We start from the raw sequence: 16,833 nt of genomic DNA, 5'->3' as shown, positions 1-16,833 counted from the left end.
TAGTGGGCTTCCACGGCGTCCTCGACCAGCGCGACGTTGATGTAGGGGGCGTCGCAGGTGCCGTCTTGTCTGTTGCGGCAGAAGAAGTACGTGTATTCGGTGCCACGTCGGTTGAGGGTGTGCTGGATGATCATGCGGGTGGTGCTGCCTGTGGTTCGGTGGCAGCGCTGGCAGAACAGGGAGCCTTTGAGGTAGTGGGGGTGTTCGCGTCGGCGTTCCCCGGCGGTGCTGCGTGCGTCGAGGATGTCTTGGACGCGGTCGAAGAGGTTTTCGTTGATGAGGGGTTCGTGGCGGCCTTTGATCTCTTCACCGTCGTAGGTGACGTAGCCGAGGTAGTACCGGTCCCGCAGCATTTGGGAGAGTTTGTTGATGGAGACCTGTTTGGCGGGGTGTTTCCTGGTGGGCCGGGTACGCAGGCCCCGGTCGTAGAGTTCGTCGGACAGGGTGTCGAGGGTGTAGTTGTCGGTGGCGAACAGTTCGAAGGCGAGTTGCACCAGTGGCGCTCGCTCGGGGTCGGTGGCGATGGTGCGGATCTCGCGGCCGTCGAATCGGTCGATCACATTGCGGTAGCCGAGTCGGGCGCGTCCGATTGTGCCTCCGTTACGGGCTTTCTGGCCCATTTTGTAGGCGATGTCGGCCCCGGATTCGCGAGATTGGTATTCGTTGAAGGTGGCGAGGATGCCGTGCATAAGCTGGCCGACTGGTGTGTCGTCGATGCTTTCGGTGGCCGAGATGAGGGTGACACCGCGTTTGCGGAGATCTGCCATGACGATGGCGTCGTCTATCCGGTTGCGTGCCATGCGGGATAGCTTGTAGACGATGACATAGTCGATGTCTCGTTCGGCCCGCACTCGGGCGAGTAATCGTTGAAAGGCGACTCGTTTCGACATTTCGGTGGCCGTGCGCCCTGGTTCGATGTACTCGTCCACGATGGTCAGCCCGAGTTGTTCTGCCTTCTGCTGGCACTTGACGCGCTGCGCCGGAATCGATTGACCTTCCGGGTCGTAATCGGTCTTGACCTGACCGGGGGATGATACGCGCAGGTAGATGACCGCTCGGGTTCCCGGTTCCACCCTCAGACCCCGGAACGACTCGGCGGCGGTCAGCGCGTCGTCCGGTGTGTGTTCACCGTCGAAATCTAAATATGCGCTTGCCATGAAGAATTCTCTTTCTTTGTCGTTGACTAACCGGGGTGCCGCCGGATGAAAAGCGCCGCCAATCCGAATATGATTGGCAGCGCTTCGCACCTGTGGCGACATTTCGAAATTGATCCGAACCATCCGGCCGGATGGAACATGTCATTTTATCAAAACGTCGGCGTTTTTCTATGCCGCCGCCGGAGGTTTTTCTGCCGTGTCGATGCCTGTCGAATGTTTTGTCTCGTCATGTTCGGCGGCAAGCGATTCGGCGAAACTAACTATTACTTCTGCGAGTTTGCGGGCGTCGGGAGGGTCGTATCGGGTATCGCGTACGACGATGCGGTGAGCGTTGGGGGCCCGATGTCTCTTTTTGTCGTGCTTATTACTGAAGGCATTGCTATCTCTTTCGTCTTTCCCGGTGCGGACGGGCGGCGACGTGCGATCGGCAGACATGGGCTCTCCGAAGTGATAGACGACGGGGATCGTTCACGGGGAGGACTCCGGCTCGAGCGGCCGGATTGGACATCCGCACCGCCCATTGAACGGGGCCTGACAGCACGGGCGAGCCCTTGGGCTGGCGCGCGCGGGAACACAACGCGGGCGGGCACCGCTACACCACGGGGCTGGAGGTCGCGCTTTCCCTGTTGCCCTCTAGGACGTGAAGAGGGGCCGGTGTAAAGACACCGGCCCGGCCCCTCTTCTGTCGCTAGGCCGCCAGGTCCCCTGAATGCCCTTCGCGCTGAGAACGCTTCAGGTTCAATGAACTTGAGCTGTTCGCGGCGGTGCGGAAGACCAGGACGTCTTCGTGGGCGATGAGGGCCAGGGGTAGGCCCGCGTCGCGGTTTTTCAGGACGAAGTCGCGTTGGAAGAACGACGAGTGCGCGACGATGTCGTTGTCGGTCAGCCGCCCCAGCAACGCGACGGCGCGGTCGACGGGCACGAGTCCGGCGGTGGCAGCGCACTGGGTCAGCAGTGAGGGCAGGTCGACCAGTTCGGCGTGCTGGCGCCAGGGGCGGGCTGTGACGACGACGTGGCCGCCGGGTTTGAGGTAGCCGGTGGCGGCGGTGAGGATGCGGGTGAATCCGGTCAGCAGGCGAGGCACGCCGATGTTGGCGAGATTGCCGCGATCGAGGGTGTTGCCATAGCGGTGATTGACCTTGCGGATTCCGTTCCCGGTACGCACATGACCGTGGACGCTGTCCCCGTACGGGGGCGAGGTGAGGACCAGGTCGACGGTGCCGCGCAACTCCTCTGGCAGGAAGGTCGCCAGCTTGCGGGCGTCACCGCAATACACGACCGCCTCATGAGGGTGTCCGGACTCCGCTGTGAGAGCGAGGTTGTCGCGGGCGATGGCCGCCCAGCGGTCCTCGTACTCGACGCCCACGCCACGACGGCCGGCATGGACGGCCTCGACGAGGGTGGTGCCGATGCCGCACATGGGATCCGTGACCAGATCGCCGGGGTTGCTGTAGCGGGTGATGGCCTCGGCGGCGATGTTCGGCAGCATTTTTGCCGGGTGCGCCGACGACTCGCGGGTGTAGCGGTCCCCGCGCTGGGCGGCGGGGCTGGTCTGCGCGGTCGCCCACACCGACACCGGCGCTGGCCGGGTGGTCGCGGTCTGGCTGGGCGTGGTTTCGGGAGCAGACATCGGTTCGCCTTTCGAAATGAGGGACAGCCCGCCGTGCGCGGCGGGTGGATGCGGTGCGGTGGTGGTGGTTCTCATGCGGTGGTGAGGTCGTGGGGTTGCAGGAACACCAGGACATCGAGGTGGGACGGGTCGGTGAAGACCGCACCGGATCGGCCGGTGTCGCCGTGATCGCCAGAGGCACCCGAGTCGTCGGGGCGGGGGGCGGCGATGTCGGTGCCGTGAACGCCGACGGCGACGAGATGTTGCAGATACAGCAGGTCGGCGTTCTGGGCCGCGGTGACCAGCTCGCCGGACGGGTCGTGGAAGGTGCCGTCGGGGTCGCGGTGGCAGCGGGCCAGGACCACGAGCAGTCCTCCGGCCCGCAGCCGCGACGCAGCCTCCTCGGCAACCGCCCACGGACTCAGCGCTGCGGTGTTCGGCGCCAGGGTGGTGGCGACCATCAGGTCGGTGTCGGCGACCTGAGAGCCGCCGAGCGCCGAGGCCGGAACGCGGTCCAGATCGACGACCACACGCTCGGCGTCGGCAGTGGCGGGCATGAGCAGGACGCGCTCGCCGGGGGCGCTGTATTCGAGGAGCGCGCGGGTGAGCACGCGCGGGGGCCAGGAGTCGGCCACCTCGATCGGCGCGGGCCCGCACGCCCACAAGGTCGAGGGGATTGATCCGGGAGCGGCGCCGCGCCGAGGCTTGGCGGCGGGTGTGCGTGTGGTCATGCGGGATACCTCGTTTCCGGTTGGCGGGTGGGTCTGCGAAAGGGACTCCGCCCCAAGACCGGCTTCTGGACATCCACTGACAAAGATTCATTCGTGTAACCCGCCTCGCTACACCCCGCCACAGCATGAATAAACGCCGGGAAAGACGATCTGATAATCGGGCCGACAAACTATTTCCTGGCTGCGCGGTCGGTCGGTGCGGCCTCGGTGCGGCAGCGCCACACGAGCGCCACACGGACGCCACATCGCAGGTAGAGCGCTATTTCATGCGCTTGCCGAGCATGTGAGTCGGCGGTGTCTAGCTGAGGTCTTCGCGTGCGTGTATTCGGTGGTGAATCCGCCTCGAGGTTGGCGTGAATTCGCGGTGACGTATTCCTGTCATCGCTGTGTGGATATCGCCTTCTTTCCTTGCCTCGTCGATTTCTTTTTCGCCGAGACGGGAGCACCACGATGCCGAATGCGCGAATCCCCGCCCACCGGGAAGCGACGCCGCTGGCGCTGATCCGCCAGCGATTCGCCGGGCTCACCGATTACCGGGTACCGGGCCTGCCGCCGGGCTGGGACCGGCTGAACGCGAATCGCCTCGCCACCCTACTGAACTCTCAGGTCCCCGCCGAGGAGGTCGACGCGGTGTGGGTGCGGCTGATCGAGGCGGCCCGCACCCGCGACGAGACGGCGGTGCTGGTGTGTGCGGGTGCCGCGTTGCCGATGCTGAGCGCGATCACCGCCAAGCTGTGCGGGCACTGGGCCTATCGCGCCGACACCGAGGCGATGGTGCTCGTCGCGTTCCTCGACGCAGTGGCGTGCCTTGATGTGGCGCGCCCGAATGTGGCCTACCGGCTGCGGTGGGCCACCTTCCACCGCGCCTGCCCACCGGTGCGTGAACGTATGGCCGCGCCGACCCCGATCGACTGGCTGCCCGACAGCGGTCACTCCCGCGACGGAAAGGCGGTGAGTTCGCCGCAGGGGCACCCGGAGCTGTTGCTGGCGCTGGCCGTCGAGGAGGGCGTGCTCACCGCCGCCGACGCGGGATTGATCATCGACACCCGCCTGCATCCGCGGCGACTCAAGACCATCGCCGCCGAGACCGGAATCAATTACGACGGGCTGGCCAAACGCCGCCGCCGCGCCGAGCACCGGCTCGCGGCGTGGCTGCGCGAACGCATCGCCGACACCCAGGTCTCCACCCGGGTCGAGACCGCCGCCCTCGACACCCTCACCCACACCGCCACGCGGCGACCGGCTCCGGCGCGAATGTCCAAAACCGGGTCGGCGGCGCGAGTCCTCCCACTGCCGAAGTCCGCCCCTACCGCGGCGCACCCATCGCACGAGGAGCAACGCCGATGCGCATGATCACTCCACCTCCCATCCCCGCACGACCGAGCACTGCATCGCGGCGGCCCCGCAGCTCTCGTCGTCTGGCGGTGACCGTTGCCCTCGCGGCCTGCGCCGTGACCATCCTGGTGTGCGCAGCGGCGGCCCCGGCCAGGGCCACGCCGGTCGTGTTGGCGATGGCCGGGTCGCTCAACGAGGTGTGCGACCGCCTCCGCAATTGGCTGGTCGCGATTCTGGCCACGATCGCGACCACCTATCTCACCGTCGGCGGAGTCCGGTACGTGCTCTCGGGCGGCGACGCCGGCGAGGTCGAGCGAGCCAAGTCCGCCGTGCGCTCGGCGATGATCGGCTACGCCTTGGCCATCCTCGCCCCGGTCGTGGTGAATGTTCTCAAGTCGCTGGTGGGTGGCTGACATGACCATCGACCTCCCCACGCACCCCTCGCGCAACGGCCCACCGCGATGGCTGCGGCGAGGCAGCCTGCTGGCGCTGAGCATCAGCGTCGTTGTCGGTATCGCTGCCGGTCCGGTGTGGGCGGCCCCGCCCGTCCCTTCACCTTCGTCGCCGGTGACCACGAGCCCCTCGGTCCCCGTCCAGAGCCCGCCGGCTGCCTCGGTGGTGCCGGGACCGGTGTCTCCCATGACCTCGCCGCCCCCGGCGACGGCTCCGGTTCCGGCGGGAATGTGCACGGATCCGGCCGGGTGTGTACCGCAGCAACCACCCGACAGCCGACACGGCGAGCACCGCCCTGCTGCGCCGGAACCCGATTGCGGGATCGACCACATCAGTGGCTGCGTGGTCGAGGCGATGGACGGGTTCTTCCGCAATCTGGTGTCCTCGGCGCTGAACCCGCTGCTGGAGCTGTTGTCGACCACGCTGCTGGCGACACCGGACCCGGCGAGCCTGCCCCGGGTCGGGCAGTTGTGGAGTTCGTCGTGGCAGATCACTCTCACCGTGTACGGGCTGCTGATCATGGCCGCCGGAGTGCTGGTGATGTCATATCAGACGCTGCAGTCACGCTGGTCCGCACGCGAGATCGCGCCCGGCCTCATCCTCGGCATGATCGCCGCCGCCTTGAGCTTCCCGCTGCTCACCCTCGCCGTCCGCGCCGCCAACGCCTTGTCGGCGGCCGTCGCGGGGAACGGGGTCGATCCCGACTCGGCCGGGCAGGCGCTGCGGCAGCTGGTGACCTCCCCGGAGATGGTCGGCACCCTCGGCATGTTCGGGTTGCTACTCGGGCTCGTGCTGGTGGTGGGTCTGGTGGCGTTGCTGCTCGGGTACGTGATCCGGGTCGTGGTCACGATCGTGCTGATCGTGGCCGCACCGCTGGCGTTGATGTGCCACGCGCTGCCGATCACCGAGCCGATCGCCCGCTGGTGGTGGCGCTCGATCGCCGCGTGCCTGGCGATCCAGGTCATCCAAAGCCTCGCCCTGATCACCGCCACCCGTGTGTTCCTGTCTCCCGACGGCTGGAAATTGAACGGCAGCAGTTCCAATGGCGGGCTGATCAACCTGATCGTCTCGATCGCACTCGTCGGCATCCTGGCCAAGGTCCCGTTCTGGATGCTCTCGGCCATGCGGATCGGATCCGGCCGCTCCCTGGTCGGTGGCATGGTCCGCAGCTACCTCACCTACAAAACCTTCGGCATGCTGCGCGGCGCATCGAAAACCTCGACGCCACCCCGGCCCGCCGCCCGGACGAAGGCAGCCGGAAAGCTCGCCGACCCCTATTCGAAGGTGGAGACCGCCGCAGACGGGCAGATGCTGCTGCCGTTGCCGGGACTCAAACGCACCAATCCGAAACCGAAACCCGCGACACAGACCGCCGGTCACGCAGTGCCCGCCTCCCCATCGCCGGACATGGGTCGCCAGTTGAGGCTGGACCTGACCACGCCGAGCCCGCCGCTACCACGGGAAGCGCCCCGCCCGGACGGACAGTACGCCCTGTTCTACGCCAGCCCGGTCACGAAGCCGCCCGCTGGCCGCCATCCTCCCGGCGCGAGTGCCATGGGCGTCGGCACGACTCCGGCGCGAACAGCGGGCACGGCGGCATCGACTCCGCCGGGGTCGAAGCGGGCTCCGAAAGGTCGCCAGCTGGCGTTGCGGTTCCCGGCCGCACAACCCGCCCCCGCCGTGTCTGCGGCGCGGCCCGCTGACCCGTACGCGCGCCCGAAGGCCACTGTCCAGGGCCAGTACGTGCTGCCCCTCGACGTCAGGCGAGTCCGGCGTGCGGCGCCGACGCCCGCTCCGGTGTGGATCGCGCCGCCCGCACCGCGCCCGGCGGGGCGGCAGCTGCATCTGCCTTTGCCCGATCTACCCGTGCGTCGTCGACGGCGACCTGACACCGGAGGTGCTTCTCGATGAACTCCTACCGCATCCCCTCCGACGTGGAGCGGCCCGACCGGATCGTCGGCCCCTTCACCGCCCGCCAGCTGGGTCTGCTCGCCGGGACCGGGCTCGTGCTGCTGCTGGCGTGGGCCGCCACCCGCGCTCTCGTGCCGATCACCCTGTTCGCCGGTTTCGCTGCCCCGATCGCCGCTGTGGCGACCGCGATCGTGCTCACCACCCGCGACGGCCTGTCCGGCGACCAGCTGCTGCTGGCCGCCCTGCGTCACCTCGGGCGCGACCGCCACCTGATCGCCGCCCACCCCGGCGACGAACACAACGGGACGCCACCGCGATGGCTGACCGATCGTGCGCACGGGCCACTCCCACCGGCCGCGCACCCGATCACTTGCGACACCACTGCACTACCGCGATCCATCAGTGCCGGTAGTGGGGGGCTGGGTGTGGTCGATCTGGGTGAGGAGGGGATCGCGGTGATCGCCGCCGCGACCACCATCAACCTCGCCCTGCGCACACCTGGCGAGCAGGCGGGTCTGGTCGCCGCGCTGGGCAACTATTTGCAGAGCCTGTCCGGGGGCGTCCAGATTCTGTTGCGGTCGGTGCGCCAGGACGTGACCGGTCGTATCAGCGACCTGCGGCTGGCCGCGCAGGAGATGTCGCCGGAGCTGGCCGACTACGCGCGCGACCACGCCCGCCATCTCGCCGAGCTGGCCGACGACGACACTGCCGCGCAACGGCAGGTCCTGCTGATCTGGCGTGAACCCCTCGACCCCGTCACCCGGCTCGCCGCCTCTGTTCTGGGCGGGCTCACCGCGCGGGGCCGCGACGAACGCCGCATCGCCGCCCACGCCCGCCACGCCGCGCAAACCCGCCTCGCCGCGCGCGTCACCGACGCCACCGACATGCTCGCCCCCTTGGGGATCGGGGTGCGGGCCCTCGACGAGGACGCGGCGACAGCGATCCTGACCAGCTGCGCCAATCCCGCCAACCTCGTGCCCTTCGGCGCGGCCGAGGCAGCCGGCCCCACCGAGATCATCACCACCGGAGCCAGCGAGTACGCCGGCATGCACTTCGATGCGACTCTCACCGCCGACGACGAGGACGAGACCGAGACTCCCCGCGGGGGCCGTCGCCTCTTCGGCTCTCGCGCCGGGCGCCGGGGTGCGAGGGTGCAGTTCGCGCCCGAGTCGTTGACGATCGGTGCCCGCCATCTCCAGGTCGGGTCGGATTTCATCGCCACGATCGCGGTCACCGGATACCCACGCGAAGTCAGCCCAGGCTGGCTCGCCCCACTCGCGGCGTTCGGCGGCCGGGTTGACATCGCCTTGCACATCGAGCCGATCGACCCCCGCCTGGCGGCACTCCGATTGCGCCGCCAGCTCGCGCGCCTGGAATCCAGCCAAGCCTCGGCGGCAGTGAACGGCCGCGTCGGCGATCCAGCCGTCGACGTGGCCGCCGAAGACGCCGCCGCACTCTCGGCGCAACTCGCGCGCGGGGAGTCGCGGCTGTTCCGGGCCGGGCTGTATCTCACCGTGCACGCCAGCAACGAAGACGACCTCGCCGCGCAGGTGAGCGCGTTGCGGACCCTGGCCGCGAGTCTGCTGATCGATACCTGCCCGACCAGCTATCGCGCCGTGCAGGGCTGGACGGCCACGTTGCCGCTGGGCCTGGACCCGGTCCGGGTGCATCGCACCTTCGACTCCCACGCGCTGGCCGCCGCCGTGCCGTTCGCCTCCGCGCAGCTCCCGCCCGCCGACCCGGTCTCGCTCACCCCGGCCGGTGCGCTCTACGGGCGCGACGGCGCAGCCGGACTGCTGTTCCACGACCGATTCGGGCCCGCCATGCACAACCACAACGAAGTCATCCTCGGCCGATCCGGATCCGGCAAGTCCTACCTGGCGAAAACCTCGATCCTGCGGTCGCTGTATCGAGGCATCGAAACCCTCGTCATCGACCCCGAAGACGAATACGCCGTCCTGTGCGACGCGCTCGGCGGCACCCACATCCGCCTCGGCGCGCCCGGAGTCTGCCTCAACCCGTTCGACCTCGATATCCACTACGGCCCGTCCGGGCACCGTACCGCTCCGGCCGATGCGCTGACCCGGCGAAAGCTGTACTTGCACACCGTGATCGCGGTCTTGCTCGGTGAGCAGACTCCCGCGCAGCGCGCGGCCCTCGACACGGCCGTCACCGCCACCTACGCCGCTGCCGGGATCACCGACGACCCCGCCACCTGGACACGACCCGCGCCGACATTGAACCTGTTGCGCGACCAGCTCGCCGCTACCGGAGGCCCCGTCGCCGACGACCTGGCCGCCGGGCTGGCCCCCTACGTCGACTCGGGTGCGTTCGCGGGGCTGCTCGACGGGGCGAGCAGCCATGATCCCTCGGGTGCGTTGACGGTGTACTCGCTGCGGGACCTGCCCGAGGAATTGCGCACCATCGGCACCCTGCTGGCGCTGGACGCGACCTGGCGCCGCGTCAGCGACCCGGGCCTGCGCCGTCCGCGCTCGGTGGTGGTCGATGAGGCATGGCTGCTGATGCGCCAGCGCGCCGGGGCCGAGTTCCTGGCCCGGCTGGCGAAATCGGCGCGCAAATACTTCGCCGGGTTGACGGTGGCCACCCAGGACGCCGCCGATGTACTGGCCACCGACCTCGGAAAGGCCATCGTCGCCAACAGCGCTACTCAAGTCCTGTTGCGCCAGGCTCCGCAGGCCATCGACCAGGTCGGCGATGCCTTCGCGCTGTCGGAGGGCGAGCGTCGTTTCCTGTTGGCCGCCGACCGCGGCCAAGGACTCATCTGCACCGGCGTCCACCAGCGCACCGTGTTCGCCGCAGTCGCCTCGGCCGCAGAGCACCAGCTCGCCACCACCTCCCCCGAATACGACCTCTACGACACCGACGAGACCGGCTACGACGACGTCGCCCCCGACACCGTCGGCACCGAGATCGACCTCGGCCCCGACGAGTTCGATCCCGGCGCCGGTGACGCGTACGCCGGCCCCGACCCCGCACGCGACCTCGGCCCGGACGAGGCAGACAAGGGAGCCCCCTGATGCACACCGACCTGTACAGCCAGACCACTCCCGACACGTCCGACGGCACCGGCGGGCTGATCGGCAGGCTACTCACCGACCACGGCCCGCACCTGCCCCACCTGATCACCCTCGCCGAACACCACGCGGTCTCGGCCGCCCTCACCATCGTCGCAGCGGTCACTGCCGTCGTGGCCCTCGCCGAGTGGGTGCGCCGCCGCCGCGAGCGGCGGTGGGCCGACGGGGCGCGGCAGGTCGAGATCATGGTCCCGCCCCAGGTGCAGCCCGATAGCGCCCAAATGTTCTGGGAGCACATGCACGGCGCGCTCGCCCGCACCCGATGGCAGCGACTGGGGGGCGGGCAGCACCTGCTCGGATTCGAATACCACATCGCCCCCGACGAGGGCGCGATCATCCGACTGTGGGTGCCAGGCGGCGTTCCGCCGCACCTGATCGAGAACGCGGTCACCGTCGCCTGGCGCGGTGCCCGCACCCACACCCAGCCCGCCACGCCGCCACTACCGCTGACCCCGGCGGGGCACCGCAGTGTGCTGTCCGGGGGTGAGCTGCGGCTCGGTCGCGCCGCGCGCTGGCCGATCCGCACCAACGCTCCCGGCGACCCCGCCGCCGCGCTGATCAACGCCGCCTCAGCGATGGAGCCCCGCACCACCGCCTGCGTGCAAGTCCTCGCCCGCCCGACCACCACCCGCCCCGCACGCCACACCGGAAATACGGGCGTGTCAACAGGTTTCGCGGGTTTCCTGCTGGAACTCGCCCGCGAGTTCCTCGGGCTGTTCACGCGCGGCCCAGCGCGTCCCGTCGGCGGACCGGTGGGTCGTACCAGTGTGCGGGGCGGGTATCGGGATCGGCAGGTGAGCCTGGAGCAGTCTGCCCAGGATCGCGCCGCCGCCGACAAGGCACTCGCCACCCAGTGGGCCACCGTCGTGCGCTACGCGGTCACCGCCTCCGTCCCGGTCGATGCCGACCGCAGCACTCGGTCACAAGTGGCGGCGAGAGTGCGCGGTCGCGCGCACGCGGTGTCCTCGTTTCTGTCGGGGGCCTCCGGGCACAACCACTACCATCGCCGCCGCAGCCTCCGCCTGCGCCAAACTCTGTCGTGGCGGCGGCTGCGGCGTGGCGATCGACTGTCGTGCCCCGAGCTCGCGGTGATCGCGCACCTGCCCCTCGACGCGGGGATCGCCGAGATCCACCGCGCCGGAGCCCGCGCGCTCGCGCCCAGTGAAGTCATCGCCTCCGGCGGATCCGGCACCAAACCCCTCGGCCGCGCCGACGCCGTCACCGGCAAACAGGTCGCGATGCGGGTGTCCGATGCCCGCCATCATGTCCATGTCCTCGGCCCGACCGGGACGGGTAAATCGACGCTGCTGGGCCGGATGATCCTCGCCGACGCCGACGCAGGTCGCGGACTGGTCCTGATCGACCCCAAAGGCGACCTCGTCACCGACGTCTTGACCCGCCTGCCGGAAGACGCCGGTGACCGGGTGGTGTTGTTCGACGCCGATTCCGCGAGCCCACCACCGTGTATCAACCCGCTGGATCTGACCACGTTCGGCGGGGACCTCGATCTGGTCGTGGACAACATCGGGACCGTGTTCGCGCGCATCTATCACCAGTTCTGGGGCCCGCGCACCGACGATGTGTTCCGCAACAGCCTCTACACCGTGTGCACCCAGCCGCGCCCGGCCACCCTCGCCGACATAGAGCGCATCCTCGCCGACGACACCTACCGCGCCAGGCTCGTCGCCTCGGTGAAAAAGCCTGAAGTGCAACGTTTCTGGCGCGCTTTCGACGCGCTCGGTGAGTCCGGGCGCGTCCAGCTCACCGCACCGCTGCTCAACAAACTCCGCCAGCTACTGTTGCGGCCGTTCGTCAAGACTGCTCTCGCGGGCGGTCCCGCTACCGTCGACCTCACTGCCGCGCTTGATCACGGTGGTCTTGTGCTGGCGCGGCTACCCAAGGGCCGCCTCGGGGAGGACACCACCCGCTTGCTCGGGGCGCTGCTGGTCGCGCGGACCTGGCAAGTCGCCACCGCCCGCGCCGCCACCCCCGCCACCGAGCGCCGCGATGCGGCCCTGTATCTCGACGAATTCCACAATTTCCTGCATTCATCCACACCTGTGGAAGACATGCTCGCCGAGGCCCGCGCCCTGAAACTGTCGATGGTGCTGGCACATCAGAACCTCGGCCAGCTCACTCCCACACTGCGCGAGGCGATTTCGACCAATGCCCGCAACAAGATCTATTTCGCCGTCTCTCCCGAGGACTCCCGCGACCTTGCGCGGCATACGCTTCCGCAGCTGTCGGACCACGATCTGGCCCACCTCGACGCCTACCACGCCGCCGCCCGCCTCGTGGTGAACGGGCAGAACACCGCGCCGTGCACCGTCGCCACCGAACCACTGCCGCCACCCATCCCCGGACGGGCCCGCCGCGTCCGCGCCGCTGCCCGCACCACACCCGTCCCACGTCCCGCGCCAGCAGCGAGTCCCACACCTCGGCTGAAGGCTCCCGCGCCCCGGGTGTCCCGGCGCGATCCACGCCGCCGCTGAACCACGAGCAGCACAACACCTTCCGGCTCGCCTGGCCTGACTTCGCCGGTGTGCCGGGTCGATTGGAGGTTCGATGTCCCGCGCTCACCGTTCCCGAACCGCCGCACCGTCTCCTGCTGCCTCGCCCGGTGAACCGTCGCGGTCGGCGGTGCCGGTGCTGGCCGGGCGGGCGAGTCTGGCCGGCATCCTCACCCCGCGAGACCGGTGGCTGCTGGCGATGCTGTACGAGCATCGGGTCCTGACCACCACCCAGATCAGCGCCCTCGCCTTTCCTGCCGTCCGCCGCGCGACCCGCCGCCTGCTCAAGTTGCACGAGGCCGGGGTGATCGACCGGTTCCGGCCCCACCGCCCCGTCGGCACCGCGCCCTGGCACTGGACCCTCGCCCCCGCCGGGGCCGCGGTACTAGCCGCCGAGCACGGCCTGGACCCGCGCGAGCTGCGCTGGCGCCACGACCGCGCCCTCTCCATGGCCTACAGCCTCCGCCTCGACCACGACATCGGCGTCGCCGACTGGTTCACCACCCTCGCCACCGACCCACACCTCCCCGCCACACTCACCACCTGGTGGTCGCCCACCCGCTGCGCGCGATTGTGGGGAGACCTCGCCCGCCCCGACGGATACGGCCGCCTCACCCCCACCGCGTCGGGGCCGGTCGGGATCGAGTTCTTTCTCGAATACGACTGCGGCACCGAATCACTCACCCAGGTAACCCGGAAACTCGGCGGGTACGCCAACCTCGCCGCCGCCACCGGACTCACCACCCCGCTACTGGTCTGGCTACCCACCAGCCAACGCGAAGCCACCGCCCGCACCGCGCTGGCCGCCACCGCCGCCGGACTCGAACACCCCGACACCGTCTCGATCGCCACCGCCGCCGCCGACCACCAGCCGGGCATGGGCCCGGCGGGGCCCGTGTGGCTGCCACTGCACCCGGCCCCGGCCCGGCCACGACCTCGGATCACCGTGACAGCCCTGGCCTCCGCCTGGCCCCGGCTACGCCTCACCACGGCCAGCCATAGCGAAGCCACGGCGGCCGACCAGCGAGTGGTGATCGCCGCGCCTCCGCCGCGCCCGCCCGAGCAGGAGACGCGGTGATGTTCGGGGCGGCGGCCGGGGCCGCCGCACTGCTGACCGTGGTGACGGTCGGCGCGTTCACCGTCACCGTCGTCGCGGTCGAGGACGCTTACCCGCGCGCGAGCATCAACACACCAGACGCGACCGGAGAGCAGCCTGCCCCCAGTCCGGATGCGGTCGCCGATATCCCGCCCGACAAGCTCGTCCTCTACCGCGAGGCGGCCTCGGACTGTCCCGGACTCGACTGGACGATCCTCGCCGGCATCGGCAAGGTCGAAACCGACCACGGCCGCAGCCAGCTGCCCGGAGTCACCGAGGGCGAAAACAGCGCGGGCGCCGCCGGACCCATGCAATTCCTGGCCTCCACCTTCGACTCGGTCACCGCACGCCACCACCTGCCCGCAGGCGGCGCGAGCCCACCCTCGCGCTACAACGCCTCCGACGCCATCCACGCCTCCGCGTTCTACCTGTGCGACTCCGGCGCCGACCACGGTGACGTGCACGCGGCGATCTTCGCCTACAACCACGCCGACTGGTACGTGCGCGATGTCCTCGACCAAGCCGACCGCTACCGCGCCGCCACCCCGCCCGCACCACCGGGATCGGGGGACTGCGAGCACCTGTCCGGTACCGACCCCACCGCGGCCACGGTGCTCGCGTTCGCGTGCGCTCAGTTGGGGCAGCCGTATGTGTGGGGAGGCAACGGGCCGCAAGCCTCCGGCGGCTGGGACTGCTCCGGGCTAACCCAGGCCGCCTACGCCGCCGCCGGAATCGCGTTGCCGCGCACCGCCGCCGAGCAATACCACGCCACGACACCCGTCTCCGCCGACCAGATCCGCCCCGGCGACCTCCTCTTCTACGCCAACGCAAAAGACGGCATCCACCACGTCGCCCTCTATTTGGGAAACAATCAAATGATCGACGCTCCCGACTTCGGACAGCGAGTCAAAATCGAGAATTACCGATACTCAGGCGACGACTTTCTCTCCGCGACTCGCGTATACCCCCGCACCGAAAGCAATTCACGAGGCACCTGACGCACCGCACATAAAATAACTCGCCATTCTCGGCCGAGAAGCGGTCTCGTCAACCACGTACCGGCCGCGCAATGCACTCACCACACAGAGACTCGGGTTGTTCCGGCGGTCTCTGCCCTGCCGCGTACGTGCGAATCGTCGGCCGTGGCGGTGGTAATCGTCGCGGTGGCGGGTTCCGATTTCGCGGCCCATAATTCGCCCGTTTCGGGAATTCCAGTGCGCCCGGATGGCGGCAGGAAAACGCGGCGTGACCGTTTGTTTCAGTGTCCGGCTTGACATTCATGCGGGTGTCGAGCGTTGATATAGGTGGTTATTCGCAATTCCACGGAATTGCGGGTGACCGCCCCGGCCGGGGCATGGCAACCCATCCACTGGGAATTACCCGATTCACGACGGAGATGTCATGTCCAAAAACGCACGACCGAACACCGACCCCAACGTGGCCGCGCTGCGCGCGGCGCTGGCCGCCGACCCCGGTGCCACCGCCAGCGCGCTGGCGTTCACCGCCGGAATGAGCGTGTCCACCGCCCGCAACATTCTCGGCCGGATGGCCGACGACGGCACCGCCACGCGCATCACCGACCCCGACAAGCCCAACGGGGCCCACCGGTGGACGCTGGCCACCCCAGCACCCGCGAAACGGGCGGGCCGGACCGAGCGGGCCCCGCGCGCCACCAAGAAAGCGGCCACCGCCGCCCCGGCCGCGCCAGCAGCCCCCGCCAAGAAACCCGCCGCCGCCCGCAAGAGCCGCAAGGCCGCCCCGGCCGACACCGGCAACGGAGAGGCCCCGCTGGAGAAACTGCCCTCGGGCGGATTGCGGGGCATGGTCGAGGACTTCATGCGCGACAACCCCGGCAAGTCGGTCAGCCCGACGGCCGTCAAGAACGCCCTCGATGAGATCCACGCCCCTCGCACGCTGTCGAGCGGCGCGATCAACAACGCGCTGGAGAAGCTCACCGCCGACGGGGTCACCGTCCGCACCTGCGACGCCCCGAAACGGTGGGCGCTGGCAGCGGACGCCTAAAGCCCAGCATCCGCCACGGGCCCGGCGCGTCCGGGCCGGTGGCGGCACCGGTTCGAAAAATTCACCCGCACAACCGAATTAAGGAACATGCCATGACGACTCACGCCTACATCGAGCCGATCGCGCAGTTGCGCGCGGCCCGTGACCGGGCCGCCGACGCCCGGAATCTGTCCCGCGCGCTGGAACTGGACAACGAGCTGGAAGATCTCGGCCAGCTGGGCAATTCGCCCCGCCGCACATGCTGGCGGTGCGACAGCTGGGCCGACCACGTCCACGAACCGCACACGGGGGCCCGCATGGCCGTGCACGGTCCCGTCCCGGCCGACGAGGCATACACCGCCGTCGCTGTCCAAGTGTTCGCGCTCGCCGCCACCGCATTGCCGCACCACTGGTCCGAAAACGACGGTGTGGCAACGGTTGTAGTCGATATGGGCGCGCACCGGTTCGCGGTGACCGTCCACCCCGGCGACGGCGACGGCAGCCACGGATACCGCCGCGACGTCTACATCAGCCACTGCGTGCACCGGCCCACGGGACAGGCTCGGCCATTCCCCGCCCTCCACGCGCCCTGGCAGCGCACCGCCGCGATCATCGAGGCATACCGCTACGCGCGCAACGTGGGCATAGCCCCGGCCCCGGCGGCGCTGGCCGGTCCGGTCCGCGCCGACGATCCCGACGACCTGCTGCGGCGGCTGCGGCTGCGGCACAGTGAGATCGACGCCGAAATCGACGGCCACGCCGCCGATTCCGACGACGGGCACCGCGAGCGGCTGGCCGCGCTCTACCGCGACGCGGTCGCCCTCGCCACCGTTCTGGACGGCCACCTGAGCGGCGGGGGGCGGCTGCCCCTGGACTGGGCGCACGCCACCACCGCATAGCACCGCCACCCCTGAAGGCGTCACGGCCCAGGCGGC

12 protein-coding genes and 1 pseudogene are annotated in these 16,833 nt (G+C 69.4%); 9 read left to right on the top strand and 4 right to left on the bottom strand.

Going from position 1 to position 16,833, the window contains the following annotated elements; all coding sequences use genetic code 11:
- Positions 1 to 59: 59 nt before the first annotated feature.
- The 4 genes and pseudogenes from ACFYTQ_RS30455 to ACFYTQ_RS30440 all read right to left on the bottom strand — a co-directional run.
- A pseudogene (locus tag ACFYTQ_RS30455) lies at positions 60 to 1,157 on the bottom strand (recombinase family protein); the annotation flags it as partial.
- A 168-nt stretch (positions 1,158 to 1,325) separates the two neighbouring features.
- Entirely contained in the window at positions 1,326 to 1,592 is a 267-nt protein-coding gene (locus tag ACFYTQ_RS30450; protein WP_143860211.1) for a hypothetical protein, read from the bottom strand.
- Positions 1,593 to 1,845: 253 nt separating this feature from the next.
- Positions 1,846 to 2,787, bottom strand: coding sequence for a TRM11 family methyltransferase (locus tag ACFYTQ_RS30445; RefSeq protein WP_082976872.1), 942 nt, complete (start codon positions 2,785 to 2,787; stop codon positions 1,846 to 1,848).
- A 71-nt stretch (positions 2,788 to 2,858) separates the two neighbouring features.
- Positions 2,859 to 3,497, bottom strand: a complete 639-nt coding sequence (locus ACFYTQ_RS30440) for a hypothetical protein (protein ID WP_064911052.1) — start codon at positions 3,495 to 3,497, stop codon at positions 2,859 to 2,861.
- A gap of 450 nt (positions 3,498 to 3,947) precedes the next feature.
- On the opposite strand from ACFYTQ_RS30440, the gene ACFYTQ_RS30435 reads away from it, so the two are divergent.
- From ACFYTQ_RS30435 to ACFYTQ_RS30395, 9 genes are all read left to right on the top strand, one after another.
- Positions 3,948 to 4,850, top strand: coding sequence for a hypothetical protein (locus tag ACFYTQ_RS30435; RefSeq protein WP_064911053.1), 903 nt, complete (start codon positions 3,948 to 3,950; stop codon positions 4,848 to 4,850).
- A 71-nt stretch (positions 4,851 to 4,921) separates the two neighbouring features.
- Positions 4,922 to 5,245: a pilin gene (locus tag ACFYTQ_RS30430; RefSeq protein WP_197521940.1), complete on the top strand. Its 324-nt coding sequence runs from the start codon at positions 4,922 to 4,924 to the stop codon at positions 5,243 to 5,245.
- A 226-nt stretch (positions 5,246 to 5,471) separates the two neighbouring features.
- Entirely contained in the window at positions 5,472 to 7,196 is a 1,725-nt protein-coding gene (locus tag ACFYTQ_RS30425; protein WP_387368486.1) for a hypothetical protein, read from the top strand.
- Positions 7,193 to 10,234 (top strand): PrgI family protein, encoded by a 3,042-nt coding sequence (locus ACFYTQ_RS30420; RefSeq protein WP_082976868.1) that lies wholly within the window; start codon positions 7,193 to 7,195, stop codon positions 10,232 to 10,234. Before ACFYTQ_RS30425 ends, ACFYTQ_RS30420 begins: the two co-directional genes overlap by 4 nt.
- Positions 10,234 to 12,783 carry a type IV secretory system conjugative DNA transfer family protein gene (locus ACFYTQ_RS30415; RefSeq protein WP_064911055.1) on the top strand — a complete coding sequence of 850 codons (2,550 nt, stop codon included), beginning with the start codon at positions 10,234 to 10,236 and terminating at the stop codon, positions 12,781 to 12,783. Before ACFYTQ_RS30420 ends, ACFYTQ_RS30415 begins: the two co-directional genes overlap by 1 nt.
- Before the next feature lie 73 nt (positions 12,784 to 12,856).
- Complete coding sequence (locus tag ACFYTQ_RS30410) at positions 12,857 to 13,879, top strand: replication-relaxation family protein (RefSeq protein WP_082976869.1); 1,023 nt, start codon at positions 12,857 to 12,859, stop codon at positions 13,877 to 13,879.
- Positions 13,879 to 14,895, top strand: a complete 1,017-nt coding sequence (locus ACFYTQ_RS30405) for a bifunctional lytic transglycosylase/C40 family peptidase (protein ID WP_064911057.1) — start codon at positions 13,879 to 13,881, stop codon at positions 14,893 to 14,895. Before ACFYTQ_RS30410 ends, ACFYTQ_RS30405 begins: the two co-directional genes overlap by 1 nt.
- 403 nt (positions 14,896 to 15,298) lie before the next feature.
- Positions 15,299 to 15,919, top strand: coding sequence for a hypothetical protein (locus tag ACFYTQ_RS30400; protein WP_064911058.1), 621 nt, complete (start codon positions 15,299 to 15,301; stop codon positions 15,917 to 15,919).
- 92 nt (positions 15,920 to 16,011) lie between these two features.
- Positions 16,012 to 16,797 carry a hypothetical protein gene (locus tag ACFYTQ_RS30395; RefSeq protein WP_064911059.1) on the top strand — a complete coding sequence of 262 codons (786 nt, stop codon included), beginning with the start codon at positions 16,012 to 16,014 and terminating at the stop codon, positions 16,795 to 16,797.
- Positions 16,798 to 16,833: the final 36 nt, after the last annotated feature.

It is taken from the genome of Nocardia sp. NPDC004068 (assembly GCF_042874315.1).
Classification (GTDB): domain Bacteria; phylum Actinomycetota; class Actinomycetes; order Mycobacteriales; family Mycobacteriaceae; genus Nocardia.
This window is presented reverse-complemented; position numbering and strand designations above follow the sequence as displayed.

Bases quoted from the DNA above. Each gene is read 5' to 3' on its own strand.
- ACFYTQ_RS30450 (WP_143860211.1), bottom strand. From the start codon at position 1,592: ATGTCTGCCGATCGCACGTCGCCGCCCGTCCGCACCGGGAAAGACGAA.
- ACFYTQ_RS30445 (WP_082976872.1), bottom strand. From the start codon at position 2,787: ATGTCTGCTCCCGAAACCACGCCCAGCCAGACCGCGACCACCCGGCCA.
- ACFYTQ_RS30440 (WP_064911052.1), bottom strand. From the start codon at position 3,497: ATGACCACACGCACACCCGCCGCCAAGCCTCGGCGCGGCGCCGCTCCC.
- ACFYTQ_RS30435 (WP_064911053.1), top strand. From the start codon at position 3,948: ATGCCGAATGCGCGAATCCCCGCCCACCGGGAAGCGACGCCGCTGGCG.
- ACFYTQ_RS30425 (WP_387368486.1), top strand. From the start codon at position 5,472: ATGACCTCGCCGCCCCCGGCGACGGCTCCGGTTCCGGCGGGAATGTGC.
- ACFYTQ_RS30420 (WP_082976868.1), top strand. From the start codon at position 7,193: ATGAACTCCTACCGCATCCCCTCCGACGTGGAGCGGCCCGACCGGATC.
- ACFYTQ_RS30415 (WP_064911055.1), top strand. From the start codon at position 10,234: ATGCACACCGACCTGTACAGCCAGACCACTCCCGACACGTCCGACGGC.
- ACFYTQ_RS30410 (WP_082976869.1), top strand. From the start codon at position 12,857: ATGTCCCGCGCTCACCGTTCCCGAACCGCCGCACCGTCTCCTGCTGCC.
- ACFYTQ_RS30405 (WP_064911057.1), top strand. From the start codon at position 13,879: ATGTTCGGGGCGGCGGCCGGGGCCGCCGCACTGCTGACCGTGGTGACG.
- ACFYTQ_RS30400 (WP_064911058.1), top strand. From the start codon at position 15,299: ATGTCCAAAAACGCACGACCGAACACCGACCCCAACGTGGCCGCGCTG.
- ACFYTQ_RS30395 (WP_064911059.1), top strand. From the start codon at position 16,012: ATGACGACTCACGCCTACATCGAGCCGATCGCGCAGTTGCGCGCGGCC.